Origin of the sequence: Achromobacter sp. 2789STDY5608615 (assembly GCF_001298995.1) — a bacterium.
Classification (GTDB): Bacteria; Pseudomonadota; Gammaproteobacteria; order Burkholderiales; family Burkholderiaceae_B; genus Achromobacter; species Achromobacter insuavis.
The window spans coordinates 39,335-62,376 of record NZ_CYTY01000003.1; the positions used below are offsets into that span (position 1 = coordinate 39,335).

Below are 23,042 nucleotides of genomic sequence, written 5' to 3' on the forward strand. Positions count from 1 at the left end.
CAGCGCGGCAGGGCCTCGCGACAGCGCGCGGCGAAGGCGCAGCCGCGCGATTCGGGCGTCACCACCGGCACGATGCCGGGCAGCTCGGCCAGGCGGGCGGTATGGTCCTGGCCGTCGACGAAGTCGGGCAGCGAGCGGATCAGCGCCTGGGTATAGGGATGGGCGGCATGGTCCAGCACGTCGTCGACGCTGCCTTCCTCGACCTTGCGGCCGGCGTACATGACGATGACCCGCTGGCACATCTGCGCCACTACGCCCAGATCGTGGGTGATCAGCACGATGGCCGTGCCCAGCCGCGCCTGGATGTCGCGCAGCAGGTGCAGGATCTGCGCCTGGATGGTGACGTCCAGCGCGGTGGTCGGCTCGTCGGCGATCAGCACCTTGGGCTGGCACGCCAGCGCCATGGCGATCATGGCGCGCTGGCGCATGCCGCCGGACAGCTGGTAGGGGTATTCGTGCACGCGCCGCGCCGGGTCGGAGATCTGCACCAGTTCCAGCAGTGCCTCGGCCTGCTTCATGGCCTCGCGCCGCGACAGGCCCTGGTGCAGCATCAGCGGCTCGCTGATCTGGCGGCCGATCGTGAACACCGGGTTGAGCGAGGTCATCGGCTCCTGGAAGATCATCGACAGCTGGTTGCCGCGCACGGCCCGCATGGCCTTCTCGGGCAGGGCCAGCAGGTCGCGGCCGTCGAATTCGACGCTGCCGCGCGCCACGCGCCCGGGCGTGCGCAGCAGCCGCATGATGGACAGCGACGTGACGCTCTTGCCGCAGCCGGATTCGCCGACCAGGCCGAGGGTCTCGCCCGGCATCAGGTCGAACGACAGGCCGTCCACGGCCAGCACCGTGGTCTCGTCGCCGTCGAAACAGGTGGTCAGGTCATTCACTTGCAGGACAGGTTGGGATGGCATGCGCGCTCCTACAGCTTTTTCGCCAGGCGCGGATCGAGCATGTCGCGCAGCCCGTCGCCCACCAGATTGACGGCCAGCACGGCCACGCCCAGGAACAGGCCCGGATACAGGATGATGTGGAACGCCACCGCGACGAAGTTGCGGCCCTCGGCCATGATGTTGCCCCAACTCGGGGTCTGCGGCGGGATGCCCACGCCCAGGAAGCTCAGCACGGCCTCGGTCAGGATGGCCGAGGCGGCGATGAAGGTGGCCTGCACCATCAGCGGCGCGAACAGGTTGGGCAGGATGTGGCGCAGCAGGATGGCCGGCACGCGGGTGCCGGCGGCCACGGCCGCCTCGATATAGGGCTGTTCGCGGATGGTCAGCACCAGGGCGCGCACCAGCCGCACCACGCGCGGCACCTCGGGCACCACGATGGCCACGATCACGGTGCCCAGGCCGCCCTTGAGCGTGGCCATCAGCGCGATCGCCAGCAGCACGCCGGGAATCGCCATCAGGCCGTCCATGATGCGCATGATCAGGGCATCCAGGCGGCGGAAGTAGCCGGCCAGCATGCCCAGCAGGACGCCGCCCGCGGTCGACACCAGCGCGACCACGACGCCGACCAGCAGCGACACCCGCGCGCCCCACAGGGTGCGCGCATAGACGTCGCGGCCCAGCGCGTCGGTGCCGAAGAAGTGTTCGGCCGACGGCGGCTTCATGCGCGCCATCGGGTTGATGTCCTGCGGATCGACCGCGGTCAGCCAGGGCGCGGCCAGCGCGATCACCGCGAGCGCCAGCAGGATGGCGCAGCCGATGTACAGCATCGGATGGCGCCGCAGCGAGCGGGCGGCGCGGCGCCAGCGCGGGCGCGGCACGGCCAGGGGCAGGGTGGTGGTGGTCATGGATCGCCCCTCTTCAATAGCGGATGCGCGGGTCGAACAGGCGGTAGCTCAGGTCGACCAGCAGGTTGATCAGCACGTAGATGCCCGAGGCCACCAGCAGCACGCCCTGGATCACGGGGTAGTCGTGGCGCAGCACGGCGTCGATGGTCAGGCGGCCCAGGCCGGGAATGGCGAACACGGTTTCGGTGACCACCACGCCGCCGATCAGCAGCGCCACGCCCACGCCGATGGTGGTGACGATGGGATTGGCGGCGTTCTTGAGCGCGTGCCAGACGATCGGGCCGGCCGCCAGGCCCTTGGCGCGGGCGGTGCGGATGTAGTCTTCCGACAGCGCCTCCAGCATGGTGGCGCGGGTCATGCGGGTCAGCAGGGCCATGTACACCAGCCCCAGCGACAGACAGGGCAGCACCAGGTGCCGCAGATACGGCGCCAGGCCGTCGGCCAGCGGCTTGTAGCCCTGCACCGGCAGCCAGCCCAGCTTGATGGAAAAGCCGTACACCAGGCTGTAGCCGATCAGGAACACCGGCACCGAGAACGCGCAGACCGCGCCGACCATCACCAGCCGGTCGAGCCACTTGCCGGCGTTCCAGGCCGCCAGCACGCCCAGCGGCAGCGCCGCCAGCACCGCGAACAGCATGGTGAAGATGGCGATCGACAGCGTCGGGCCCATGCGCTGGCCGATCAGTTGCGCCACCGGCATCTGGGTGGCGATCGAGGTGCCCAGGTCGCCCGTGGCGAGATGGCCGACCCAGATGCCGAACTGCAGCAGCAGCGGCTTGTCCAGGCCCAGGTTCTGGCGGATTTTCTCGACGTCCTCGGTGGTGGCGTTGTCGCCCGCGATCACCGCCGCCGGGTCGCCCGGCGACAGGTGGATCAAGAGGAACACCACGACCGCGACCACGGCCATGACGGGTATGACGGCCGCGATGCGGCGCAGAATGGTTTTCACGCTGGGTTTCCCCCCCCCGGCCTGACGCGGCGCGCACGGGGCGCTGGGCGGCGGCCTGATTGTCCAGGGGCGGGGCGCGCGTGGCGATCACGCGCGGCCCCGCGCCGCGTTATGGTTTTTCCACGTTCCACATCACGGGGATGCCGGTCTTCATCAGCTCCGTGTGCGACAGCCCGCGGATCGCCGACACCGGCTTGAATTCGCCCCACATGACGTACGGCACCGACTCGTAGGCGCGCGCCTGCAGCCTGGCCGCGATGTCCTTGCGCTTGGCGGCGTCGGGTTCCTGGATCCACTGCGTGCGCAGCGCGTCCAGTTCCTTGTCGCAGGGCCAGCCCGGCAGGCTGTTGCCGCAGGCGGCCGACAGCCAGGGGTTGGTCAGCGGCGTGCTGGCGTCGTAGTAGCCGCCCCAGGTCAGGAACAGGCTCCAGCCGCCTTGCTCGGGCGGGTCCTTCTTCAGGCGGCGCGCCGCCAGCGAGGCCCAGTCCATGGATTGCAGATCGACCTTGAGGCCGGCCTTCTTCATGTTCTGCGTCAGCACCATGACGGCGGGCGCGCTGATGTGGTCGGTCGGGTACAGCACCACGATCTTCTCGCCTTTGTAGCCGGCCTCCTGCAGCAGCTGCTTGGCGCGCGCCAGGTCGGGCTTGGCATAGGGCGCGGCGCCGGCGTCGGTGGCCAGCGGCGAGCCGCAGATGTAGAGCGTGGCGCAATAGTCGACGCGGTACTTCTCCGGGTAGCCGATGGCCGCCAGCATTTCCTTCTGGCTGAACAGGTAATACAGGGCCTGGCGCGCCTGCGGCTTGTCGAACGGCGGATGCAGCGCGTTGACGATGGCCATGCCCTGGGTGGCGACGGAGGTGTTCAGGGTGATGGCGGGGTTGGTCTCCAGCACCGGCAGGAAGTCGGGCGTGGTCTGCTCGATCATGTCGACTTCGCCGTTCATCAGCGCGGCGGTGGCGGTATTGCCGTCGGGGATGTAGATCCACTCGATGCGGTCGACCTTGGCGACCTTGCCGCCGGCCAGGCCGTCGGCCGGTTCGTTGCGCGGCACGTAGGCCGGGTTCTTGACGTAGACCACCTTGTTGCCCGGCACCCACTCATCGCGCTTGAACAGGAACGGGCCGGAGCCGACCATTTCCGTCACGGGCGTGTTTGGGTCGGTCTGCGCCAGGCGCTTGGGCATGATGAACGGCGGCATGCCCGACGGCTTGGCGAGCGCGTCCAGCACCAGGCCGAACGGCTGCTTGAGCGTCAGCGAGAAGCTGTCGGGGCCGGTGGCTGCCATTTCGGCGCCCGCGGCCATCAGGGCCTGGCCCATCGTGTCCTTCTTGGCCCAGCGCTGCAGCGAGGCGATGCAGTCCTCGGCGGTCACCGGGGTGCCGTCGTTGAACTTCAGCCCCGGGCGCAGCTTGAAGGTCCAGGCCTTGCCGTCGGGCGAGGCGGTCCAGCTCTCCACCATCTGCGGCTTGGGCTGGCCCTGGCTGTCCTGCGCGAACAGCGTGTCGAACACCATGTAGCCGTGGTTGCGGGTGATATAGGCGGTATTGAACAGCGGGTCCAGCGTCTTCAGGTCCGCGTGCGGCACCATCCGCAGCGTCTTGGTCTGGGCCTGGGCCGGCTGGCCCACGGCCAGGCCGCAGGCCAGCAGGGCGGCGGCGCCCAGCAGGCTGAATCGTTTCATCATGGTCATCCCCTTGTTTTGTCCGGTTGCCTGCGTGGGCAATGGTTGGATATCAGCCCTTGAAGGGCCATTTCGGCAACTTGCGCTTGGTGAACGGCAGCGCGTTGTGGTCCTGCGTGATGGCGCCGGGCGTCTCGACGTAGATGACGTGGCGGCCGAGCTTCGAGTACGAGGCGTAGAAGTGCTGCGACGACTTCGGGATGACCAGCTTCATCGCGCCCAGATCGACGCCGAACTGCGTGAACAGGTCGGTGTCCATGGCCTGGGTGCGGTTGGTGGTCATGACGATGGTCACGCCCTGGCTGCGCACCACGGCCACGTCGCCCAGCAGCGCGGGCGTGCCGGCCAGCCCGGTCATGATGGCGTCGCGCTTGAGCGCGACGATCTCACAGGCCAGGTCCAGCGGCTGGCCCGACACCGGCGCCACCTTGCCGCCGATGCGCAGCGAGATCTGCGCGCCGTCGCCGGCCTCGAAACAGAGCTGCACCGCCACCGGGTCCCAGAACGGGCCGGTCGCCACGTCCTGGATGCCGCGCGCCAGCACGCGTTCCAGGATGAAGGTGGCGTCGCTGGGCGCGCCGCCGCCGGCGTTGTCGGCCGAGTCGGCCAGCACCACGGGGAAATCGGCCAGCGCCAGCGCCTGGTCCAGCGCGTCGTCGGCGCCGGGGTAGGGCGGCGCCAGCTGGTCGCGGAAACCGATGATCTCCTCGCCCAGCGCGCGCGCCAGCCGCTCGGCCTGGCCGGCGTCGCCGTCGGTGTAGACCAGCACCTTGGAGCCCATGTCGGGCGTGTCGCCCCACGGGAAGCCGTGCGCGATCGACACCGACAGCACGCCTTCCTTGCCTTCCATCGCCAGCAGGCGGTCGACGAAGCCGCGCATCGGCTCGCGGCTGGTGTGCATGATGGAGATCATTTCGCAGTCATAGACCGCGCGGGCCGGCTTGATGCGGCCCTCGGCGCGCGCCACGCACAGGTCGACCAGGTCGTAGGCGCGGTCGAGGATGTCGGTGTGCGGATATTCCTTGAAGCACACCAGGAAATCGGCGCTGTTCACCATGGCGTCGGTCAGGTGGCAGTGCGGATCCAGCTCGGCGCCGATCACCGTGTCCGGGCCGACGATCTCGCGCGCCCGCCGCAGCAGGTCGCCTTCGCAATCGTCATAGCCGTCGGCCACCATGGCGCCATGCAGGCCGAACAGCGCGATGTCGACCTTGCCGGCGCGGCGCAGGTCTTCCAGCAGTTCGTCGCGCAGGGTTTCGTAGGCGTGGCGGGTGGTCAGGCCGGCCGGGGTCGCGCCCGCCGTCATGCCCTCGATCAGCGTCCAGTCCTTGCCCTGGGCGCGCTGGCGCGCGGCCCACAGGGGACCGGAGAACATCTGCATGCGGTCCGGGTGCTGGCCGGCCGGGTAGTAGCCGCGCGACCGATAGGCCGACAGGCCGGTCGGAATGGGGGAGAAGGTGTTGGTCTCGGTCGCCAGGGACCCGGAAAAAATCTTCATGCGATCGCTCCGTTCTGGATGGTTGTCGGTCTGTACGCTTCAGTCCTGCCCGATATACGCCTGCACTTCGATTTCCACGTCGACGTTCAGGGCCAGCGCCGACGCCACCGTCGAACGCACCGGCAGCGCCGCGCCGAAGAATTCCTTATAGACCTCGTTGAAGCCCGCGAAATGGCCCATGTCCGACAGCCACACGGTGGCCTTGACCACCTGGTCCAGGCGCGCGCCGCCGGCCGCCAGGCTTTCGACAATGCGCTCGCAGGCGGCGCGGGTCTGGGTCTGGATGTCGCCGCGCACCACCTCGCCGGCGGCGCTCATCGGCACCTGGCCGGACAGGAACAGGAAGCCGCCGGCCTTCACGGCCCGCGAGAACGGGAAGGGCAGGCTGCTGGGCAGGCGCTGGATGGCTTGGCTCATGGAACGGGCTCCTATCAGGATGGGGAAAAACGGGCCGGCGACAGGCGCGCGGGGTCGACGCCCTGCGCGGTCAGGCTGGCATTCAAGGGCAGGTCGAGCAGCAGGTCGGCGGCCAGGCGCGAGACGCCGGCGGCGGACTGGATGCCGTAGCCGCCCTGGGCCGCCAGCCAGAAGAAGGCGGGCGTGGCGCTGTCCCAGCCGATCACGAAATCGCCGTCGGCCACGAACGAGCGCAGGCCGGCCCAGGTGTGGCGCGGGCGGCGGATGGTCAGCGAGGTGGCCGATTCGATGCGGTAGATGCCCGTGGCCACGTCCAGTTCCTCGGGCACCACGTCGTGCGCCGGCACCGGATCGGCATTGGCGGGCGAGCCCAGCAGCTGGCCGGCGTCGGGCTTGAAATAGAAGCTCTCGTCCACGCCGACCACCGCCGGCCAGTGCGCGAAGTCGACATCGTCCGGCCCGGTGAAGGTGAAGGCGGTGCGGCGGCACGGCTGCAGGCCCACCGGCCGCACGCCGCACAGCGTGGCGGCATGGTCGGCCCAGGCGCCGGCCGCGTTCACCAGCACCCGCGCCCGCAGCGATTCGCCGCCCGCCAGCGTCAGGGTCCAGGCGCCGTCCGCGTAAGAGGCCGCCATCAGTTCGGCGTGGTTGCGCAGCACCGCGCCCTGGCGCGTCATGCCGCGCAGGAAGCCCTGGTGCAGCGCATGCACGTCGATGTCGCGGGCGTCCGGTTCCTCGATGGCGCCGCACAGCTGGTCCGGGCGCAGGCACGGCACCCGCGCCATGGCCTGTTCGGCGTCGATCAGCGTGACGTTGGGCGACTGACTGCGGAAATCGTCGTAGACCTCCTGCAGCAGGTCCTGCTGGCCGGGCGCGGCGATGTACAGCACGCCGCGCGGGCTCAGCAGGGGATGCTCGCAGAAACCCTGCGGCGGATGTTCGTAGAAATCGCGGCTGGCGCGCGTCAGCGCCTTGATCTGGGCGGTGCCGTAGGTCTCCATGAACATGGCGGCCGAACGGCCGGTGGAGTGGTAGCCGGGCTGCGCCTCGCGCTCCAGCACCACCACGGAGGCGGCCGCGCTCAGGCGGTAGGCCACGGAGGCGCCGGCGATGCCGGCGCCGATGACGGCGTAATCGTAGGTTGTGTCTGCGGCCATTTTGTCGGAAGCGAGAATTCTCTTATTTGATAATTCTCGAATACGATAGTTGTTTGGGCAGGCGCGGGTAATAGGGGTTGTCCCGATGGCTCGCCGTGCGCGACGGGGCGCGGGCTGGTCTTGCCGCCGTCATCGCGCCGGGCGGGGGGATCCGCTATGATCCGGCCAGCCCGGGGCGCGTGGTTGCTCCGCCGCGCGTCCACTCCTGGCCCGCTGGGTCGTTTCCCCGCCATGATTCTTCCGTCGCGTTCCCGCCGCCTGCAAAGGGCGGCCGTCCTGGCCCTCCCGCTGTTGGCCGCCTGTTCGACCCAGCCGAAAGCGCCCAAGGCGCCCGAACGCGTCACGGGCAATGGCGGCAGCATGGTGCGCTACAGCTCGAAGCAGACCGTGATCGACCTGACGGCGGACGAGCGCGCCGCCCTGGACCGCATCCGCGTGCGGGCCTATCCCGCCGTGGCGCCGGCGCGGGCCCTGCGGGCTTGCGTCGAGGCCTTGACTGCCGCCGGCTACACGCAGGTGGCGGCCGATTCCGCGACCGAGATCGTCAGCGGCGAACAGCACGAAGCCCTGGTCAGCAAGCGCCGCGAAATGCTGCGCGGCCTGCTCAAGTCGCAAGGCCTGGCGTATGGCGCCAAGCCCGATCACAAGAGCACCTATGCCCAGCTGGTGCTGCGCGAGGAGGGCGGCACCACCCGCGTCTGGGCCAACCTGAACGAGACCGTCTGGGACAGCAATGGCGACGCCCGGACCCGCCAGGTGACCGATCCCGAGCGTTACGAGGCGTTCTTCAGGCGCCTGGACGCGCTGGTGTCCGGCACGCCGTAAAATCGCGGGCATGCTTCCCACTCAAGTCATCGTTGCGCTGCTCGTGCTGCAGCTTGCCCTGGTCGTTCCGCTGGTCGCCGTCGTGATCCAGCTGCTGCGTTGGTGTCACTGGTATTTCCGCGCCGATCCGCAGACCCGCGGCGAACGCCCGCATTTCACCGGCCCGGCGCTGGCGCTGCTGTTCAGCGCGCTGGCCGCCAGCGACTTCATCGGCTACGAGCCGTTCCCGACGCTGTCACGCCTGAATCCGGTGCCGCTCGAGGCGCGCGCCTATTTCACGGTGGCGATGCTGGCGCTGGCGGTGTGGTGCTGGGCCTATGCCGGCGCCATTCGCGAGCGCGTGCGCCGCTGGTTCTGACCGTCACGCAACCCGGCGGCTCAGCTTGAGCCGCGCCGTTCCCGCGCCGCCCGCCTGAGCAGGCGTCAGGCCGCCGCGCTGTCGGCCGGCTGCGCCAGCCCCGCCACGCCCCCCGCAGGGATTCCAGCAGCACGCGCTTGTTCTCGCGGCTGCGATAGGCGTGCTCGCGCATCAGGTTCTCGGCGCGCGCGGCCTCGCGCCGCGTGATCGCCCGCAGCAGGTCCTCGTGATCCGATTGCGCCCGCAGCACGAAAGGCGTTTCCAGCTGCGATGGCGTGGACGGCAGCGTCAGCGCGGCCGGGCCGGCCAGCGGCGTCTTGTTGTTATGTTCCAGCGCCGACAGCAGGGCGCGGTTGCCGGCCGCTTCGCACAGGATCTCGTGGAAGCGGCGGTTGATCTGCCCCCAGGCGCGCGCATCCACCGTGGCCTTGGGGTCGCGCCGCGCCGGCGCCAGCAGGGCGCGGCCTTCCTCCACCGCTTGCGACAGCTGCTCCAGCACCTCGGCGTTGGCGCCGCGTTCGGCCAGCAGCCGCACCGCCATGCCTTCCAGCACCCCGCGCACTTCCACCGCGTCGCCGATCTCGTCGACGGTGAAAGCGCGCACGCGAAAGCCGCGCGAGGGCAGGCGCTCCAGCAGGCCTTCCTTTTCCAGCTCAGTCAGCGCGATGCGCAGCGGCGTGCGCGACACGCCCAGGCGCGCCGAGAACTGCAGTTCCACCACGCGTTCGCCGGGCTGCAGGGCGCCGGAAAGCACCATGTCCCGGAGTTCGGAAATCACTTTGTCGATCTGAGCGGCCATAGCGGGGCGTCGGCGGGAGCGTGTCTGAAAGGACCTCCAGTGTACCTACAAAATTGCATGCAATCGCTCAAGAAAAAAACAATTCAGCCTTGCGATTTATCAAAATTGCATGCAATAATTCGGAAAAACAGCGGTCAAGGCACTTAAAAGCCACTGAATGCATGCAATGCGTCACTCAATTGCATGCCAGGAGCGCCGCCCACAGGACAGGAGACAAGATGAAGCTGATCAGCTTCGAACACGCGGGCCAACCGGCCTGGGGCGTGCTGCGCGACGCCGAGGTTGTGCCGTTGACGCGGTACTGGCCCGACCTGGCCACGGCCCTGGCGGCGGGCATCGAGGCCATCGCGCAAGCGGCGGCCGGCCATGACGGCCCCGGCATTGCGCTGGCCGGCCTGCAATGGCTGCCGCCGGTGCCGGCGCCGCGCAAGATCCTCTGCGTCGGCCTGAACTACGGCCGCCACGTGGCCGAGGCCGGCCGCGAGCTGCCGCGCCATCCCTCGCTGTTCGCCTGCTATCCCGACAGTTTCGTCGGCCACGGCGCGCCGGTCTGGAAGCCGCGGGCCTCCGACCGCTTCGACTACGAGGGCGAACTGGCCGTGGTGATCGGGCGGGCAGGGCGCCACATCGCGGCGCGCGACGCCCTGGCCCACGTGGCCGGCTACACCTGTATGGCCGAAAACTCGGTGCGCGACTTCCAGAAGCACAACGCCCAGGTCACGCCCGGCAAGAACTTCGAGCGCAGCGGCGCGATCGGCCCCTGGCTGGTCAGCGCCGACGAGATCGGCGACCCGGCGGGCCTGCGCATCCAGACGCGCCTGAACGGCGAGACCGTGCAGCAGGGCGAACTGGCCGATCTGATCTTCCCGATTCCCGAACTGATCGCCTACATCAGCGCCTTCACGCCGCTGGCGCCCGGCGACGTGATCGCCACCGGCACGCCGGAAGGCGTCGGTTCCAGCCGCCAGCCGCCGCGCTTCCTGGCGGCCGGCGACACGCTGGAGATCGAGGTGCCGGGCGTCGGCACGCTGCGCAACACGGTGGCGGACGAACCCGCCCACCCCCACTGACACGAAGGACACAGGCATGACCGAGGCATTGCGGTATCTCACCGAAAAAGACGTGGTGGCGGCGCTGACCATCCCGCGCGCCATCGACGCGCTGCAGCGCATGCTGGTGGCGCAGGCGAAGGAGGGCGCGCGCAACGTGCCCAAGGCGCTGGCCACCTGGGGCGACGGCAGCTCGATGCATGCATTGGGCTCGGTACAGCCCGGCCCCGGCGGCTATGCCGGTTTCAAGACCTGGGTCCACACCAAGGCGGGCGGCGGGTCGCTGTTCAGCCTGTTCGACGCCGACACCGGCCTGTTGCGGGCGGTGATCGAGGCGCGCGCGCTGGGCATGCTGCGCACCGCTGCCATCAGCGGCGTGGCGACCCGCGCCCTGGCGCCCGAGGGCGCGACGCAGGCCGCGCTGATCGGCACCGGGCCGCAGGCCGTGACGCAACTGGCGGCGCTGGCCGCGGTGCGCCCGCTGCAGCGCGTGCGGATCCACAGCCCGACCCCGGAAAAACGCCGCGCCTTTGTCGAGGCGGTGGCCGGCAAGTACGCCTTCGCCATCGAGGAATCGCCCACCCTGGAACACGCGCTGGACGGCGCCGAGATCGTGACGCTGATCACCCGCGCCGTCGAGCCTTTCGTCGACGCGGCCCGGCTGGCCGACTGCCGCCACCTGAACGCGGTGGGCGCGATCCTGCCGGCCAAGGCCGAATTCAGCCAGGACGTGTTCGAGCGCGCCGACCGCGTGGTGGTGGACGACCTGGAAAACGCCCGGCGCGGCTCGCGCGAATTGCGCGAACGCTATGGCGCGGACGGCGCGCCATGGGATGGCGTGGCGGTGCTGGGCGACCTGCTGGCGCGCGGCGAGACCCGCGCGCCGGATGCGCGGCTGACGCTGTTCAAGGGCATGGGCATGGGCCTGTCGGACCTGGCGATGGCGCGGGTGGCGTACGAGCACGCCCGCGATAACGGGCTGGGCGTCGCCTTGCCGCCCCAGACCCGCGAGAACCTGCTGCTGGCGCAACCCTGATTCCAATCACCCCCTTCAAATCATCATGACGCCGGCGCGAACCGCCGCCGGCCACAGGAGACAGACATGTTCATCGACGTCAGCGGGGCCGCGCCCCGCGAGCAGAACAAATGGCCATCGATCGTGATCCCCAAGGAGGAGATCGACCTGGAGATCGCCCGCCTGATCGACGCGCCGCGCCCCGACAACGGCCGCCGCGCTTCGCTCATCGCCCATCCGCTGGCGACCGCGCCGGGCCTGGGCCTGGCCCCCGGCACGGACGTCACCATCAACGTCGTCAACCCCGGCGAATGCACCTTCAACCTGCGCAAGAACTCCAACATGCTGGAGATCTGTATCAGCGGCGAGGGCGTGGCCACGGTGGCCGGCCGCGATATCCCGGTGGGCCGCTGGGACGTGTGGAACACGCCGGCGATGCAGGTGCATTCGTACCGCAATGACGGCCAGACGCCCTGGGTGCGGCTGTCGTACTCCAACGCGCCGCTGCTGGAAAAGCTCGAGATTCACTACGTCGAGGAGTTCGAGGGCGACGTGCCGCCGGCCGACGCCAACACCCGCCCGGCGCCGGCCCGCTCGCCCGAGGCGGCGCGCGCCCGCGACCTGGCGCTGCGCGAGCAGATCACGCCGGAAGGCGCCTGGCTGATGGGCTACGAGTGGCTGATCGACATCGACGTGCTGGAATCGAAGGCGCTGCACTGGCCCTGGGCGGCGGTCTCGCGCCACCTGCCCAGCGTCGAGGACATGGCGCGCGGCTACAACGGCCGCCGCCTGTTCGTGCTGTACAACCCGGCCACCGAGCGCCGCATCGGCACCACCCACAGCTTCTTCGCCACGATCTCGTCGTCGCCGCCGGACAACCACCACGTGCCGCACCGCCACAGCTCGTCGGCCATCAACTACTACCTGCGCGGCAACGGCTACAGCAAGGTCAACGGCGTGCGGCTGGACTGGAAGGCCGGCGACCTGATCCTGTCGGCGCCCGGGTGGGCCATGCATTCGCACCACTCGGGCACCGAGACCACCTCGGCCCTGACGGTGCAGGACCATCCCCTGCAGATCGCCATGGAATCGCTGATCTGGCAGGAGCGCATGCAGGAACCGATCCTGGCGCTCGGCAGCCAGGGCGGTTTCGAAAGCAACCTGGCGCAACTGGCCGCCGCGTCCTGAGCGCGCCGCTCGCATCCCGGAAATTCCCATGACCCAGATCCAACTGCCCGACGACACCTCGCTGCGCGCCCGCCTGCGCGATTTCTACGACGACTACGCCTACTGCCTGGACGAAGACCGGCTGGAGGAATGGCCGGGCTTCTTCACCGAGGACTGCCACTACCGCGTGCTGTCGCGCGAGAACCACGACGCCGGCTTGCCGCTCGGCCTGATCTATTGCATGAACAAGAACATGCTGCGCGACCGCGTCACCGCGCTGCGCGAAACCACCATGTTCGAGCCGCGTTCGTTGCGCCACTTCATCAGCGGCGTGCGCGTCATCGAGGCGCAGGGCGAGCGCATCGTGGCCCAGGCCAATTTCGCCGTAATGGAGTCGCTGTCCGACCGCGAACCCACGCTGAACATGGTGGGCCGCTACCTGGACGAGCTGCGCCTGACGCCGCAAGGCCTGGCGCTGACCCGCCGCGACTGCGTCTACGACAACTACCGCGTGCGCACCTCGCTCATCGTTCCCCTCTGATCCCGCTGCCAGGAAACCCGCCATGACCTGTTCCGATTCCGCCGTGCTGGACGCGCCCGCCACGGCCCCCATCCATATCGAGCGCCGCTGGCCCAAGGAGGGCTACACGCGCATCCCCAACTGGGTCTACACCGATCCGGCCATCTTCCAGAAGGAAATGGACGTGTTCTTCGGCGGCCGCACCTGGAACTACGTCGGCCTGGAGTGCGAGGTGCCCGAGCCCGGCTGCTACAAGCGCAACTGGATCGGCAACCGTCCGGTCATCATGGTGCGCACCGAAAGCGGCGAGATCAACGTGCTGGAGAACCGCTGCGCCCACCGCGGCGCCCAGATCTGCTGGCAGAACACCGGCCAGGTGACCGACTTCACCTGCCCGTACCACCAGTGGAACTACGACCTGGACGGCAACCTGCAGGGCGTGCCGTTCCGCCGCGGCGCCATGGGCAAGGGCGGCATGCCGCGCGACTTCGATCCCAGGCAGAACGGCATCCGCAAGCTGCGCAGCGTCAATCGCGGCGGCTCGATCTGGGCGACGTTCGCCGACGATGCGCCCAGCTTCGAGGAATACTGCGGCGCCGAGGTGCTGGCCGAGATCGACCACATGCTGCCGGGCAAGAAGCTCAAGCTGCTGGGCTACAGCCGCCAACTGATCCCCAGCAACTGGAAGATGTACCTGGAGAACCTGAAGGACCCGTACCACGCCACCTTGCTGCACACCTTCTACATCACCTTCGGCCTGTGGCGCGCGGATTCCAAGTCTGAGTGCATTCCCACCGGCGGCGGCGCGCACAGCGTGATGGTGTCGCACAACGAGGGCAAGAAGAAGACCGAGGCCACCAGCGAGATGAGCCGCTTCCGCGACGACCTGGAGCTGCTCGACCTGGAAACGGTTACCCCGCGCGCGGAATTCAACCGCGGCCGCGTCGGCGGCGCCTGGGTCTTTCCGGCCGCCCAGTTCGGCATCCAGGCCAATTCGCTCAAGACCCGCCACGTGATCCCGCGCAGCCCGACCGAGCATGAGCTCGTCTTCACCTATTACGGCTACGAGGACGACGACGAGGAAATGACCCGCCTGCGCCTGAAGCACGCCAACCTGCTGGGCCCGGCCGGTTTCGTCTCGATGGACGACAGCGAGATGCTGAACCAGGTGCAGATCGGCGTCACCGGCTACCCGGAGGCGCGCGGCATCGTCGAGATGGGCGGCCGCGACACCGAGCCGGCCGACTACATGGTGACCGAGGTGCTGATCCGCTCGTTCTACGACTATTACCGCAACGCGATGGGGCTGTGACCATGGCGACCTGGACTCCGGTCGCCCAGGTGGGCGACATTTCCCCCGACACCGGCACGCTGCGCGTCGCGCTGGAGGGCGAGGCGGTCTGCCTCTATGACCTGCAGGGCGAGATATGCGCCACCCAGGACCGCTGCCCGCACGGCAACGCCAGCCTGGCCGACGGCTATATGGAAGACGGCACCATCGAATGTCCCTTGCATCAGGGCGTGTTCGACATCCGCAGCGGCAAGCCGCAATGCCCGCCCGTCACCACCGACCTGCGGCGCTATGCGGTGCGGGTCGAGGCCGACACCATCTACCTGAGCCCGGAGGCGGCGTGAGCGCGGGCGCCATCGTCATCGTCGGCGCGGGGCAGGCCGGCGGCTGGGCCGCGGCGACGTTGCGCGGCCGCGGCTACGCCGGCCGCATCGTGCTGCTGGGCGACGAGCCGCACGCGCCGTATGAGCGTCCTCCCTTGAGCAAGGCGGTGCTGGGCGGCCAGGCCGCGCCGGAAAGCACCGAGCTGTTCTCGCGAGAAAAGCTGGCCGAGCTGGACATCGCGTTCCGGCCCGGCGTCGCGGCGACCCGGCTGCGGCCCGAGCGCCATCAGGTCGAGACCTCCGAGGGCGCCGTGATCGACTACGACAAGCTGATCCTGTGCACCGGCGGCCGGCCCATCGTGCCGGCCTTGCCGGGCGCCGAAAGCCGCGCCGTCCACGTGCTGCGAACCCGCGACGATGCCTTGCGCCTGCGCGCCCGGCTGGGGCCGGGCCGGCGCATCGTCATCGCGGGCGGCGGCTGGATCGGCCTGGAAGTGGCCGCCACCGCGCGCCAGGCGGGCTGCGCCACCACGGTGCTGGAGCAGGCGCCGCGCCTGTGCGCCCGCAGCGTGCCGCCCGGCGTGTCGGCGCATCTGGCCGCATTGCACACCGGGCAGGGCGTGGCCCTGCGCCTGAACAGCAGTCTGCGCGCGGTGCATGCGCGGCCCGAGGGCGGCTGCGTGGCCGAACTGGCCGATGGCAGCCGCCTGGAAGCGGACGCCGTGGTGCTCGGGGTCGGCATGCAGGCCAACGACGCCCTGGCGCGCGAAGCCGGCATCGCCTGCGAGCGCGGCGTGCTGGTGGACGAATACTGCCGCACGTCGGCGCCCGATGTGCTGGCGGCCGGCGACGTGGCGGTGGCGGTGCCCGCCGGCGGCGGCCCCATCCGCCTGGAATCCTGGCAGAACGCCCAGGACCAGGGCGCGGCGGCGGCGCTGTCGGCGCTGGATGCCGGCCGGCCTTACCTGCCCAGCGGCGCGGTCTGGTCGGAGCAATACGACGCCATGGTGCAGATCGCCGGTTTTCCGGCGCGGGCCGAATGTGAAGTGCTGCGGCCCCAGGCGGATGCGCGGGCGCTGCTGTCGGTGGCGCTGGACGAGGGCGGCCGCGTCGTCGGCGCCGTGGCGGTGAACGCGGCGCGCGATCTGCGCCAGTTGCGCCAGTGGATCGCCCAGGGCGTCCAGGTGGACCCCGCGCAACTGGCGCGCGCCGACGCGCCGCTGTCCAGCGCCCGGATCGGCTGAATCTGATGGAGAACCGAATGCAGACCGAACACGTCAAGGCCGCCTGCGAGGCGGTCGTGCTGGCCTTCTTCCATGCGCTGGATACGCGGCGCCACGAGGCCGCCGCCGCGCTCATGGCGCCGGACGGCACCTGGCTGCGCCAGGGCCAGTTGCTGACGGGGCCGGCCGACGTGCTGGCGGCCCTGGAGGCGCGCCCGCCGCAGCGCACCACCTGTCACGTCATCACCAACCTGCGCCTGCTCGAACACAGCGGCTCGCAGGCCACGCTGGGCTATTTCCTGACCGCCTACGACAGCGACCCGCAGGCGCAGGGCGGGGCGCCGCGCCTGGTCGCCATCCGCGACTGCCAGGACCGGCTGGTCGCCAGCGGCCAGGATTGGCTATTGGCGGAAAAGCGCAGCCGGCGCCACCTGCCGCCCGAATGACATTCCCGAAACCCTGCCGGAAAATCCCATGACACCCCAAGGAGCCCCCATGGATGCCGCCACCATCAAGGCGCTGGCCCAACGCCTGGACCAGGCCGAACGCAGCCGAACCCAGGTGCGCCAGCTGTCGCTGGAGCATCCCGACATCACCATCGCCGACGCCTACGCCATCCAGCGCGAATGGGTGGCGGCCAAGATCGCCGGCGGCCGCCGGCTGGTCGGCCACAAGATCGGCCTGACCTCGCGCGCCATGCAGCTGTCCTCGCAGATCGACGAGCCTGACTACGGCGCCTTGCTGGACGACATGCTGTTCGACGACGGCGCCGAGATCCCTCGTGACCGCTTCATCGTGCCGCGGGTGGAGGTCGAGCTTGCCTTCATCCTGGACCGGCGGCTCAAGGGCCCCGGCGTGACGCTGTTCGACGTGCTGGACGCGGTGCGCTACGTGATCCCCGCGCTCGAGATCATCGACGCGCGCTCGCACCAGATCGACCCCGACAGCAAGCGGCCGCGCAAGGTCTTCGACACCATCGCCGACAACGCCGCCAATGCCGGCGTGGTGATGGGCGGACGGCCGGTGCGCGTCGACGCGGTCGACCTGCGCTGGGTCGGCGCGATGATGTCGCGCAACGCGGTGATCGAGGAAACCGGCCTGGCGGCGGGCGTGCTCAACCATCCCGCCAACGGCGTGGTGTGGCTGGCCAACAAGCTGGCCGGCTACGACGTCGCGCTCGAACCCGGCCAGATCATTTTGAGCGGCTCGTTCACGCGGCCCGTGTTCGCCCAGCAGGGCGACACGTTCCACGTGGACTATGGCGCGCTGGGCGCGGTCAGCTGCCGCTTCGTGTGAGCCGGCCGCCGGGAGACCGCCCCGAACCTGTTTTTCATTCCGCGCGCCCGATACACCAAAACCAGCGGACGCGCGCCCCGCACCCCCAAGGAGACAAACCATGACCCCCTTCAAGACCTCGATCCGCCTGGCGGCCGCCTGCCTGGCGCTGGCGGCCGGCCCGACCCTGGCGCAGACCGCCAACTGGCCCACCCATGCCATCACGCTGGTCGTCCCGTTCGCCGCCGGCGGCGGCGGCGACACGCTGGCGCGGCTGGTGGCCGAACCGCTGGCGCGCGAACTCGGCCAATCCATCATCGTCGAGAACCGCCCGGGCGCCGGCGGCAACATCGGCACCTCCATCGCCGCGCGCGCCAACCCCGACGGCTACACGCTGTCCTATGGCACCAACGGCACCCAGGCCACCAACCACTGGCTGTACAAATCGCCCGGCTATGCGCCGGGCGACTTCGAGCCGATCTCGCGCTTCACGGTGATCGCCGCCGCGCTGGTGGTCAACGCCACCGACGACCGCTTCAAATCGCTGGCGCAGCTGCTGGACTACGCCAAGTCGCACCCGGGCGAGCTGACCTGTGGCTCGGCCGGCAACGGCACCTCGTCGCACCTGGCCTGTGAACTGCTGAACCAGATGGCCGGCGTCAAGATCATGCACATTCCCTACAAGGGCGGCAGCGCGGCGATGACGGACCTGCTGGGCGGCCGCATCTCGCTGCTGATCGACGTGATGCCGAACGTGTCGGGCCAGATCGCGGCGGGCAAGCTGCGGGCCCTGGGCGTGACCACGCCGGAACGGGTGCGCTCGAATCCGGATATCCCGACCATGAGCGAGGCCGGGGTCAAGGGCTACGAGTTCTTCGCCTGGGACGGGCTCTATGCGCCCAAGGGCACGCCGACCGCCATCCTCGACAAGCTCAACGCCGCCGTGGGCCGAGCCCTGGCGCGCCCCGAGGTCAAGCAGGCGCTGGAATCGCGCGGGGCCATCCCGTCGCCGACCACGCGCCAGTCGCTGGCCGAGTTCGGCGCCGAGGAATACACGCGCCTGGGCAAGGTGGTGAAGACCGCCGGCGCGGCGATCGACTGAGCGGCCAAGCCAGCGTGGCGATCCGGGTTGCCCTGAGCCTGGACCGCCGCGCCGGTTGCCGCGGCCGCGCCGCTACAGCGCCGGCTTGGCCACCATCAGGTAGTAGACGACCACCATCGCGATGAACGCCGGATAGCCCAGCCATTCCCACCAGCGCGCGAATCGCCAGTAGCGCGGCGGCAGCGCCGTGGCGCCGTCGGCCTGGGCGCTGGCGGCCATCCTGGCCATCTCGTACTGCAGCCACACCACCGGCAGCCAGCAGGCGCCCGCCAGCAGATACAGGCCGATCGACAGGCCGATCCACGGCGTGCTCCAGTGCCAGCCGGCGGCATGCGCCAGCCACAATCCGGACAGCGGCTGGACCACCACGGCCGGCGTGGTGAACCACAGGTCGGCCCGCACCACCAGCTTCGAGACCGCCGCGATGGCCGGCACCGAGCCGGTGCGATTGGCGAAGAACAGGTAGAACGCCGTGCCGAAACCGGTTCCCACCAGCAGGACGGACGACAGGATGTGCAGGGTCTTGATCGTGAGATAGGTATTCATGGCTGGGTTTCCTCGCAGAGCAGGATGAACAGGAGCGCGATGACGGCGGCGTTTTTCAGCAGCGGGCCGAAGGGATGCCACAGGAATTCCGGCAGCGCGATGGCGATCACCGCGGAATACGCCAGCACCAGCGCGAGTTGCGCGGTCCACAGCCGCCGCCCCGGCCGCCACAGCGTGGCCAGGCCCAGCGCGGCGTCCAGCGCCGCGGCCAGGTAGAGGGCCGCCAGGGCGGCCGATCCGTGCAGGCCGACCGGCGCCAGCAGCGCCAGGCTGCCCGCGACCGGATAGACGAAGGCGCTGCACACGGCGGTCCAGAGCCAGATCAGCGCCAGCGCGCCGCGCAGCAGCCCGGGCCGCCAGGCCGCCAGGGGCTGCTGGCGCAACGCGGGCGCCTCGGCGGCGGGGATGAAGGTCTCCAGCCCCGCCGGCATCCGCCCCAGCGCCCGCGCCGTGGCGGACGGGTCGGCGCTGTTGCCCGCGCGCAGCATGCGCCAGGTGTCGCGCGTCAGCAGCGAACCGGGCACGCGATCGAGCAGCACGGCGCCGGCGCTGATCAGCGCGCCGGGCACGGCGAGGGTCCACGCGGCGGGGAGCCCCAGCGATTGCCGGTAGGTCGCCAGCATGCGCTTGAAGCTGACTTCGGCGCCGCCCACCAGGTCCAGCACCGCCGGGGCGTCCGCCGCGCCGCGCACCAGCCGGACAACGACCTCGGCCAGTTCGTCGACGTGGATCGGCCGCAGCGCCTGCCGTCCGCCGGCGGGCAGCAGATGCAGCGGCAACGACGCCACGGCGCGGAAAAAGCGCGCCGACGCGCCGTGCGCGCCATAGACCAGCGCCGGCCGCAGGATGTGGTGCGCGATCGGCAAGGCGCGCAGATGGTCGTCGGCCGCGCGCTTGCTCTGGAAGTAGGGGGTATCGCCGCGCTGCGCGCCCAGCGCCGACAGTTGCAGCACCTGCCTGACGCCGGCCTGCGCCGCGGCCTCGAACAGCGCGATCGGCGCGCGGCGGTGGATGCGGTCGAAATCGCGGCCGCCGCCTTCGACCAGAATGCCGACCGCGTTGATGACGACGTGGATGCCGCGCAGGCGGTCCGTCCAGTCGGCGGGGGCCGTGTCCGCCAGATAATCCACCGCGATCTCGTCCTGCCGCCGGGGCTGGCGCACGCCCCTGAGCACCCGGTGGCCATCGCGCGCCAGGGCCTCGCACAACGCCCGGCCGATGAAGCCGTTCGCGCCGCATACCAGGATGTTCATGGATTCCGCCCTCCGTGAGTGTTCATCATCGATTCTTTTATTTCTGATATTTCTGTACAGACAGAAATTCGTGGATAAAAAAAGGCGGGATCGAGGTCCCGCCATGTCGTCAGCCCTTGGTGCGGCGCATCGTCTTGCTGATCTTCGCGCCCATGCCGAGCGTCTTCATCAGGGTGTCGGGCTTCATGCGCAACATCTCGTCCGACCAGGTGGTGAGGATCTCGAGGAAATCCAGTGTCTCGCGCACGCGCTGCGCCGTGAGCGGGGTTTCGTCGGCCATCTCGGGGCTGGCCAGCGTATCGCGCAGCATGGTCAGCGTGGGATCGATCTCGCGTTGGCGCCGGCCCTCGACGATCAGCTTGAACAGCTCCCAGATATCGGTGGAGGTTTCGAAGTGGTCGCGCCGGTCGTCCATGACGTGCACCACCTTGGCCAGGCGCCAGGCCTGCAATTCCTTGAGGCTGTTGCTGACGTTCGAGCGCGCCACGCCCAGGGTCTCGGCGATTTCCTCGGCCGGCGCGGGGCGGCCCAGCAGGTAGAGCAGGGCGTGGATCTGCGCCACGGTGCGGTTCACGCCCCAGCGCGAGCCCATTTCGCCCCAGTGCAGGATGAAGCGTTCGGCGATCGGTGTCAGTGTCATGCGGCCACTGTAGGTATTTCTGTTATTTCTGTCAAGACAGAAATAACAGAAATGAATTCGATCCGCTAAGCTGGCGCCATGAACCAACAAGACTACCAGGCAGCGCTGCGGCGCGTGCTCGATGCCCACACCGACCGCGCGCTGCGCACCCTTCAAGGCCTGTTTCCGCGCCTGCCCGAAAAGGCGCGCGAGATCCAGTTCGGCATTTTTCCGGACCAGGACGGCGAAGGGACTTTCTCCATCGTCATCGGCCTGGATGGCCCCGACCTGTACGTGCTGAACAAGGCCATCGAAGGCCATCGGCACCTGTTCGACGTGGTGCACAAGGCAAGCGGCGTATCGCCCGAGGTGCCGCTGTTCGGGCGCGAGCCGGGCTTCTGCGTGCAGGACGCCATTGCCGACACCGCGGCCGATTGGCTCGAAGCGCTGTGGGAGCAGGGCGGCCGCGCCGTGTCGCCGCTGCCGGCCTGCATCTATGCGGACGAGGATTACGGCGCCACCACGCCGCGCAGCCTGGCGGCGGACGCGGCGCGCTGAACCTCACTGGCTGGCGTCGGCCAGCGCGCGCTGCACCGCCGGCCGCGCCGCGACCCGCGCCAGGTAGGCGCCCAGCTTGGGGAACCGCGCCAGGTCGACGCCGTCGCCTTCCAGCCAGCTGCCGATGGTGTAGAGATAGGCGTCGGCCACGCTGAACTGTTCGCCCAGCGCCCACGGGCCGGCGATCTGCGATTCCAGGTAGGCGGCGCAGGCCGTCATGGTCTCGGGCACCTTGGCTCGCATGGCTTCGTGCGCGGCCGGGTCGTCGGCCCAGCGCGCGCCGCGCCGCTTGTGCGCGTGCGCCACGTGGGCGGTGGAGGCCAGGTAGCTGTTCAGTTCCTGCAGGCGCGCGAAGGCGTAGGCGTCGCCCAGCGGCGCCAGGCCGGCCTGGGGAAAGGACTGCGCGACGAAGGCCAGCAGGGCCGGCGTCTCGGTCAGGACGCCATGCTCGGTGGCCAGCGCCGGCACCCGGCCCTTGGGATTGACGCGCAGGTATTCGGGGCTTTGCTGCTGTCCGGCGCTGAAGTCCAGCTTGACGACCTCGAAGTCGGCGCCGGCTTCATGCAGGGCGATATGGGTGGCCAGGGCGCAAGTGCCCGGCGCGGTGTAGAAGGTCCAGCGAGACATGGGTGTCCTCAGGTGGCGAAGCGAAAGGGGAACAGCCATTATCGCCAGAACCGGCGCCGTTGGGCGGCGTTATCTTGCCGGCGGCCGGCCGGCCCGAGGCGCGGCGGCCTCAGCGCGCGCGTGCGGCCAGCGGCGTACGCGCCAGGAAACGCTCGAACGCGGCCAGGTAGGCCATTTCGACCGCGCTCAGCTTGCGCTGCCGGTGCCAGGCCAGGAACACGTCGATCTCGGCCACGCTCTCGTTGGGCGGCAGGCGCCGCAGCTCGCCGTTGACCACGTCCTGCACGATCAGGTGCTCGGGCAGGAAGCTCAGGCCGATGCCGGCCACCACCATGCGCCGCACTTCCTCGATATGCGGCGAGGTGCCGACGATGCGCCCGGTGAAGCCCTGCTGGTCGCGGAAGATGGTCAGCGGCGACAGCGTGTCGCCGATCTGGTCGCTGGCGAAACAGACGAAATTCTGGTCCATCAGGTCTTCGATGCCGACGCGCGGCCGCGAGAACAGCGGATGACGGCGGCCGCACACCACCGCGTAGTGGTGGCGCAGGAACAGCCGGCGCTCCAGCGCCTCGACCGGCTTGCGGCACAGGCACAGCCCCAGGGCCGGCACGCGCTTGGAGAGCGCGTCGAGGATGTCGGCGCTGGGCAGCACCTCGATATGGAACTCGATCTTGGGATGGCGCTGGTGGAAGTCCGCCAGGAAATCGTCGTAGGCCGCGCTCTGGATGCGGCTCATGACCAGCAGCCGCAGCGTGCCCGCGACCTCGTCGCGTTCCTGCGAGGCGGCGGTCTCGATGCGCGCCATGGTGCCGTACATGTCGCGGGCGACGGCGTAGATCTCTTCGCCCAGGCCGGTCAGGCGGAATTCGCCGTTGCGGCGATGCAGCAGCATGCCGCCGACCGCGTCCTCGAGCCGCTTGAGCGCCTGGCTGACCGCCGGCTGGCTCAGGTGCAGGGCCTGCGCCGCCCGGCCCACGCCGCGCGCCTGCACCACG

Annotated in this window: 25 protein-coding genes and 1 pseudogene; 13 read left to right on the plus strand and 13 right to left on the minus strand. The window is 69.7% G+C overall.

The window, feature by feature from the left end; all coding sequences use genetic code 11:
• The 7 genes from AOZ49_RS03170 to AOZ49_RS03200 all read right to left on the minus strand — a co-directional run.
• On the minus strand, positions 1–908 hold a 908-nt coding region (locus tag AOZ49_RS03170; RefSeq protein ID WP_054474301.1), incomplete at its 3' end, for an ABC transporter ATP-binding protein.
• 8 nt (positions 909–916) lie between these two features.
• A complete protein-coding gene (locus tag AOZ49_RS03175; RefSeq protein ID WP_054430380.1) occupies positions 917–1,792 on the minus strand; it encodes an ABC transporter permease in 876 nt (291 codons plus the stop codon).
• 13 nt (positions 1,793–1,805) lie between these two features.
• Positions 1,806–2,741 (minus strand): ABC transporter permease, encoded by a 936-nt coding sequence (locus tag AOZ49_RS03180; protein ID WP_156333410.1) that lies wholly within the window; start codon positions 2,739–2,741, stop codon positions 1,806–1,808.
• 109 nt (positions 2,742–2,850) lie between these two features.
• Positions 2,851–4,428, minus strand: a complete 1,578-nt coding sequence (locus tag AOZ49_RS03185) for an ABC transporter substrate-binding protein (protein WP_197286689.1) — start codon at positions 4,426–4,428, stop codon at positions 2,851–2,853.
• 49 nt (positions 4,429–4,477) lie between these two features.
• Positions 4,478–5,923, minus strand: a complete 1,446-nt coding sequence (locus tag AOZ49_RS03190) for a M81 family metallopeptidase (protein WP_054474302.1) — start codon at positions 5,921–5,923, stop codon at positions 4,478–4,480.
• Between the two features lie 39 nt (positions 5,924–5,962).
• Positions 5,963–6,340, minus strand: coding sequence for a RidA family protein (locus tag AOZ49_RS03195; protein WP_054430382.1), 378 nt, complete (start codon positions 6,338–6,340; stop codon positions 5,963–5,965).
• 14 nt (positions 6,341–6,354) lie between these two features.
• The gene (locus tag AOZ49_RS03200; RefSeq protein ID WP_054474303.1) at positions 6,355–7,497 is read right to left on the minus strand and encodes an NAD(P)/FAD-dependent oxidoreductase; all 1,143 of its coding nucleotides are present in this window, start codon (positions 7,495–7,497) and stop codon (positions 6,355–6,357) included.
• Positions 7,498–7,728: 231 nt separating this feature from the next.
• Between AOZ49_RS03200 and AOZ49_RS03205 the strand changes: the two genes are divergently transcribed.
• Together AOZ49_RS03205 and AOZ49_RS03210 are read left to right on the plus strand one after the other, a co-directional pair.
• Positions 7,729–8,322 (plus strand): hypothetical protein, encoded by a 594-nt coding sequence (locus AOZ49_RS03205; protein WP_054460622.1) that lies wholly within the window; start codon positions 7,729–7,731, stop codon positions 8,320–8,322.
• A 10-nt stretch (positions 8,323–8,332) separates the two neighbouring features.
• Positions 8,333–8,680, plus strand: a complete 348-nt coding sequence (locus AOZ49_RS03210) for a hypothetical protein (RefSeq protein WP_054430385.1) — start codon at positions 8,333–8,335, stop codon at positions 8,678–8,680.
• Positions 8,681–8,786: 106 nt separating this feature from the next.
• On the opposite strand, the pseudogene AOZ49_RS03215 reads toward AOZ49_RS03210, so the two are convergent.
• Positions 8,787–9,479: pseudogene (locus AOZ49_RS03215) on the minus strand (GntR family transcriptional regulator); the annotation flags it as partial.
• A 218-nt stretch (positions 9,480–9,697) separates the two neighbouring features.
• Here AOZ49_RS03215 and AOZ49_RS03220 point away from each other — a divergent pair.
• The 10 genes from AOZ49_RS03220 (at position 9,698) to AOZ49_RS03265 (ending at position 18,444) form a co-directional block, all read left to right on the plus strand.
• The gene (locus AOZ49_RS03220; RefSeq protein ID WP_054474304.1) at positions 9,698–10,549 is read left to right on the plus strand and encodes a fumarylacetoacetate hydrolase family protein; all 852 of its coding nucleotides are present in this window, start codon (positions 9,698–9,700) and stop codon (positions 10,547–10,549) included.
• Between the two features lie 16 nt (positions 10,550–10,565).
• Entirely contained in the window at positions 10,566–11,564 is a 999-nt protein-coding gene (locus tag AOZ49_RS03225) for an ornithine cyclodeaminase family protein (RefSeq protein WP_054430388.1), read from the plus strand.
• A 66-nt stretch (positions 11,565–11,630) separates the two neighbouring features.
• The gene (locus tag AOZ49_RS03230) at positions 11,631–12,731 is read left to right on the plus strand and encodes a cupin domain-containing protein (protein WP_054430389.1); all 1,101 of its coding nucleotides are present in this window, start codon (positions 11,631–11,633) and stop codon (positions 12,729–12,731) included.
• A 28-nt stretch (positions 12,732–12,759) separates the two neighbouring features.
• Positions 12,760–13,251: an aromatic-ring-hydroxylating dioxygenase subunit beta gene (locus tag AOZ49_RS03235; protein ID WP_054474305.1), complete on the plus strand. Its 492-nt coding sequence runs from the start codon at positions 12,760–12,762 to the stop codon at positions 13,249–13,251.
• Positions 13,252–13,273: 22 nt separating this feature from the next.
• Positions 13,274–14,542: an aromatic ring-hydroxylating dioxygenase subunit alpha gene (locus AOZ49_RS03240; protein WP_054474306.1), complete on the plus strand. Its 1,269-nt coding sequence runs from the start codon at positions 13,274–13,276 to the stop codon at positions 14,540–14,542.
• A gap of 2 nt (positions 14,543–14,544) precedes the next feature.
• A complete protein-coding gene (locus AOZ49_RS03245) occupies positions 14,545–14,865 on the plus strand; it encodes a non-heme iron oxygenase ferredoxin subunit (RefSeq protein ID WP_054474307.1) in 321 nt (106 codons plus the stop codon).
• Positions 14,862–16,088, plus strand: a complete 1,227-nt coding sequence (locus AOZ49_RS03250) for an NAD(P)/FAD-dependent oxidoreductase (RefSeq protein ID WP_054474308.1) — start codon at positions 14,862–14,864, stop codon at positions 16,086–16,088. The genes AOZ49_RS03245 and AOZ49_RS03250 overlap by 4 nt, the downstream gene beginning before the upstream one ends.
• A 17-nt stretch (positions 16,089–16,105) precedes the next feature.
• A complete protein-coding gene (locus AOZ49_RS03255) occupies positions 16,106–16,513 on the plus strand; it encodes a nuclear transport factor 2 family protein (protein ID WP_231690230.1) in 408 nt (135 codons plus the stop codon).
• 49 nt (positions 16,514–16,562) lie between these two features.
• Positions 16,563–17,363, plus strand: coding sequence for a 2-oxo-hept-4-ene-1,7-dioate hydratase (gene hpaH / locus AOZ49_RS03260; RefSeq protein ID WP_054430395.1), 801 nt, complete (start codon positions 16,563–16,565; stop codon positions 17,361–17,363).
• Positions 17,364–17,463: 100 nt separating this feature from the next.
• A complete protein-coding gene (locus AOZ49_RS03265) occupies positions 17,464–18,444 on the plus strand; it encodes a Bug family tripartite tricarboxylate transporter substrate binding protein (RefSeq protein ID WP_054430396.1) in 981 nt (326 codons plus the stop codon).
• 72 nt (positions 18,445–18,516) lie between these two features.
• On the opposite strand, the gene AOZ49_RS03270 is transcribed toward AOZ49_RS03265, so the two are convergent.
• The 3 genes from AOZ49_RS03270 to AOZ49_RS03280 form a co-directional block, all read right to left on the minus strand.
• The gene (locus AOZ49_RS03270) at positions 18,517–18,990 is read right to left on the minus strand and encodes a DUF2269 family protein (RefSeq protein ID WP_054430397.1); all 474 of its coding nucleotides are present in this window, start codon (positions 18,988–18,990) and stop codon (positions 18,517–18,519) included.
• Positions 18,987–20,243, minus strand: a complete 1,257-nt coding sequence (locus AOZ49_RS03275) for an SDR family oxidoreductase (RefSeq protein ID WP_054474310.1) — start codon at positions 20,241–20,243, stop codon at positions 18,987–18,989. The genes AOZ49_RS03270 and AOZ49_RS03275 overlap by 4 nt, the downstream gene beginning before the upstream one ends.
• A 109-nt stretch (positions 20,244–20,352) precedes the next feature.
• Positions 20,353–20,883: a GbsR/MarR family transcriptional regulator gene (locus AOZ49_RS03280; RefSeq protein ID WP_054430399.1), complete on the minus strand. Its 531-nt coding sequence runs from the start codon at positions 20,881–20,883 to the stop codon at positions 20,353–20,355.
• A 78-nt stretch (positions 20,884–20,961) separates the two neighbouring features.
• Here AOZ49_RS03280 and AOZ49_RS03285 point away from each other — a divergent pair, with 78 nt between their 5' ends.
• Entirely contained in the window at positions 20,962–21,420 is a 459-nt protein-coding gene (locus AOZ49_RS03285; RefSeq protein WP_054474311.1) for a DUF6389 family protein, read from the plus strand.
• A gap of 3 nt (positions 21,421–21,423) precedes the next feature.
• Here the strand turns inward: AOZ49_RS03285 and AOZ49_RS03290 are convergent, their stop codons facing one another.
• Both AOZ49_RS03290 and AOZ49_RS03295 read right to left on the minus strand, forming a co-directional pair.
• A complete protein-coding gene (locus AOZ49_RS03290) occupies positions 21,424–22,047 on the minus strand; it encodes a glutathione S-transferase family protein (protein ID WP_054474312.1) in 624 nt (207 codons plus the stop codon).
• A 109-nt stretch (positions 22,048–22,156) separates the two neighbouring features.
• On the minus strand, positions 22,157–23,041 hold the full coding sequence (locus tag AOZ49_RS03295; RefSeq protein ID WP_054430663.1) for a LysR family transcriptional regulator: 885 nt from the start codon (positions 23,039–23,041) through the stop codon (positions 22,157–22,159).
• Position 23,042: the final 1 nt, after the last annotated feature.

Excerpts from the sequence above, each read along its gene's own strand:
- AOZ49_RS03175 (WP_054430380.1), bottom strand. The coding sequence starts at position 1,792 with ATGACCACCACCACCCTGCCCCTGGCCGTGCCGCGCCCGCGCTGGCGC.
- AOZ49_RS03185 (WP_197286689.1), bottom strand. The coding sequence starts at position 4,428 with ATGATGAAACGATTCAGCCTGCTGGGCGCCGCCGCCCTGCTGGCCTGC.
- AOZ49_RS03190 (WP_054474302.1), bottom strand. The coding sequence starts at position 5,923 with ATGAAGATTTTTTCCGGGTCCCTGGCGACCGAGACCAACACCTTCTCC.
- AOZ49_RS03195 (WP_054430382.1), bottom strand. The coding sequence starts at position 6,340 with ATGAGCCAAGCCATCCAGCGCCTGCCCAGCAGCCTGCCCTTCCCGTTC.
- AOZ49_RS03200 (WP_054474303.1), bottom strand. The coding sequence starts at position 7,497 with ATGGCCGCAGACACAACCTACGATTACGCCGTCATCGGCGCCGGCATC.
- AOZ49_RS03205 (WP_054460622.1), top strand. The coding sequence starts at position 7,729 with ATGATTCTTCCGTCGCGTTCCCGCCGCCTGCAAAGGGCGGCCGTCCTG.
- AOZ49_RS03210 (WP_054430385.1), top strand. The coding sequence starts at position 8,333 with ATGCTTCCCACTCAAGTCATCGTTGCGCTGCTCGTGCTGCAGCTTGCC.
- AOZ49_RS03220 (WP_054474304.1), top strand. The coding sequence starts at position 9,698 with ATGAAGCTGATCAGCTTCGAACACGCGGGCCAACCGGCCTGGGGCGTG.
- AOZ49_RS03225 (WP_054430388.1), top strand. The coding sequence starts at position 10,566 with ATGACCGAGGCATTGCGGTATCTCACCGAAAAAGACGTGGTGGCGGCG.
- AOZ49_RS03230 (WP_054430389.1), top strand. The coding sequence starts at position 11,631 with ATGTTCATCGACGTCAGCGGGGCCGCGCCCCGCGAGCAGAACAAATGG.
- AOZ49_RS03235 (WP_054474305.1), top strand. The coding sequence starts at position 12,760 with ATGACCCAGATCCAACTGCCCGACGACACCTCGCTGCGCGCCCGCCTG.
- AOZ49_RS03240 (WP_054474306.1), top strand. The coding sequence starts at position 13,274 with ATGACCTGTTCCGATTCCGCCGTGCTGGACGCGCCCGCCACGGCCCCC.
- AOZ49_RS03245 (WP_054474307.1), top strand. The coding sequence starts at position 14,545 with ATGGCGACCTGGACTCCGGTCGCCCAGGTGGGCGACATTTCCCCCGAC.
- AOZ49_RS03255 (WP_231690230.1), top strand. The coding sequence starts at position 16,106 with ATGCAGACCGAACACGTCAAGGCCGCCTGCGAGGCGGTCGTGCTGGCC.
- hpaH (WP_054430395.1), top strand. The coding sequence starts at position 16,563 with ATGGATGCCGCCACCATCAAGGCGCTGGCCCAACGCCTGGACCAGGCC.
- AOZ49_RS03265 (WP_054430396.1), top strand. The coding sequence starts at position 17,464 with ATGACCCCCTTCAAGACCTCGATCCGCCTGGCGGCCGCCTGCCTGGCG.
- AOZ49_RS03270 (WP_054430397.1), bottom strand. The coding sequence starts at position 18,990 with ATGAATACCTATCTCACGATCAAGACCCTGCACATCCTGTCGTCCGTC.
- AOZ49_RS03275 (WP_054474310.1), bottom strand. The coding sequence starts at position 20,243 with ATGAACATCCTGGTATGCGGCGCGAACGGCTTCATCGGCCGGGCGTTG.
- AOZ49_RS03280 (WP_054430399.1), bottom strand. The coding sequence starts at position 20,883 with ATGACACTGACACCGATCGCCGAACGCTTCATCCTGCACTGGGGCGAA.
- AOZ49_RS03285 (WP_054474311.1), top strand. The coding sequence starts at position 20,962 with ATGAACCAACAAGACTACCAGGCAGCGCTGCGGCGCGTGCTCGATGCC.
- AOZ49_RS03290 (WP_054474312.1), bottom strand. The coding sequence starts at position 22,047 with ATGTCTCGCTGGACCTTCTACACCGCGCCGGGCACTTGCGCCCTGGCC.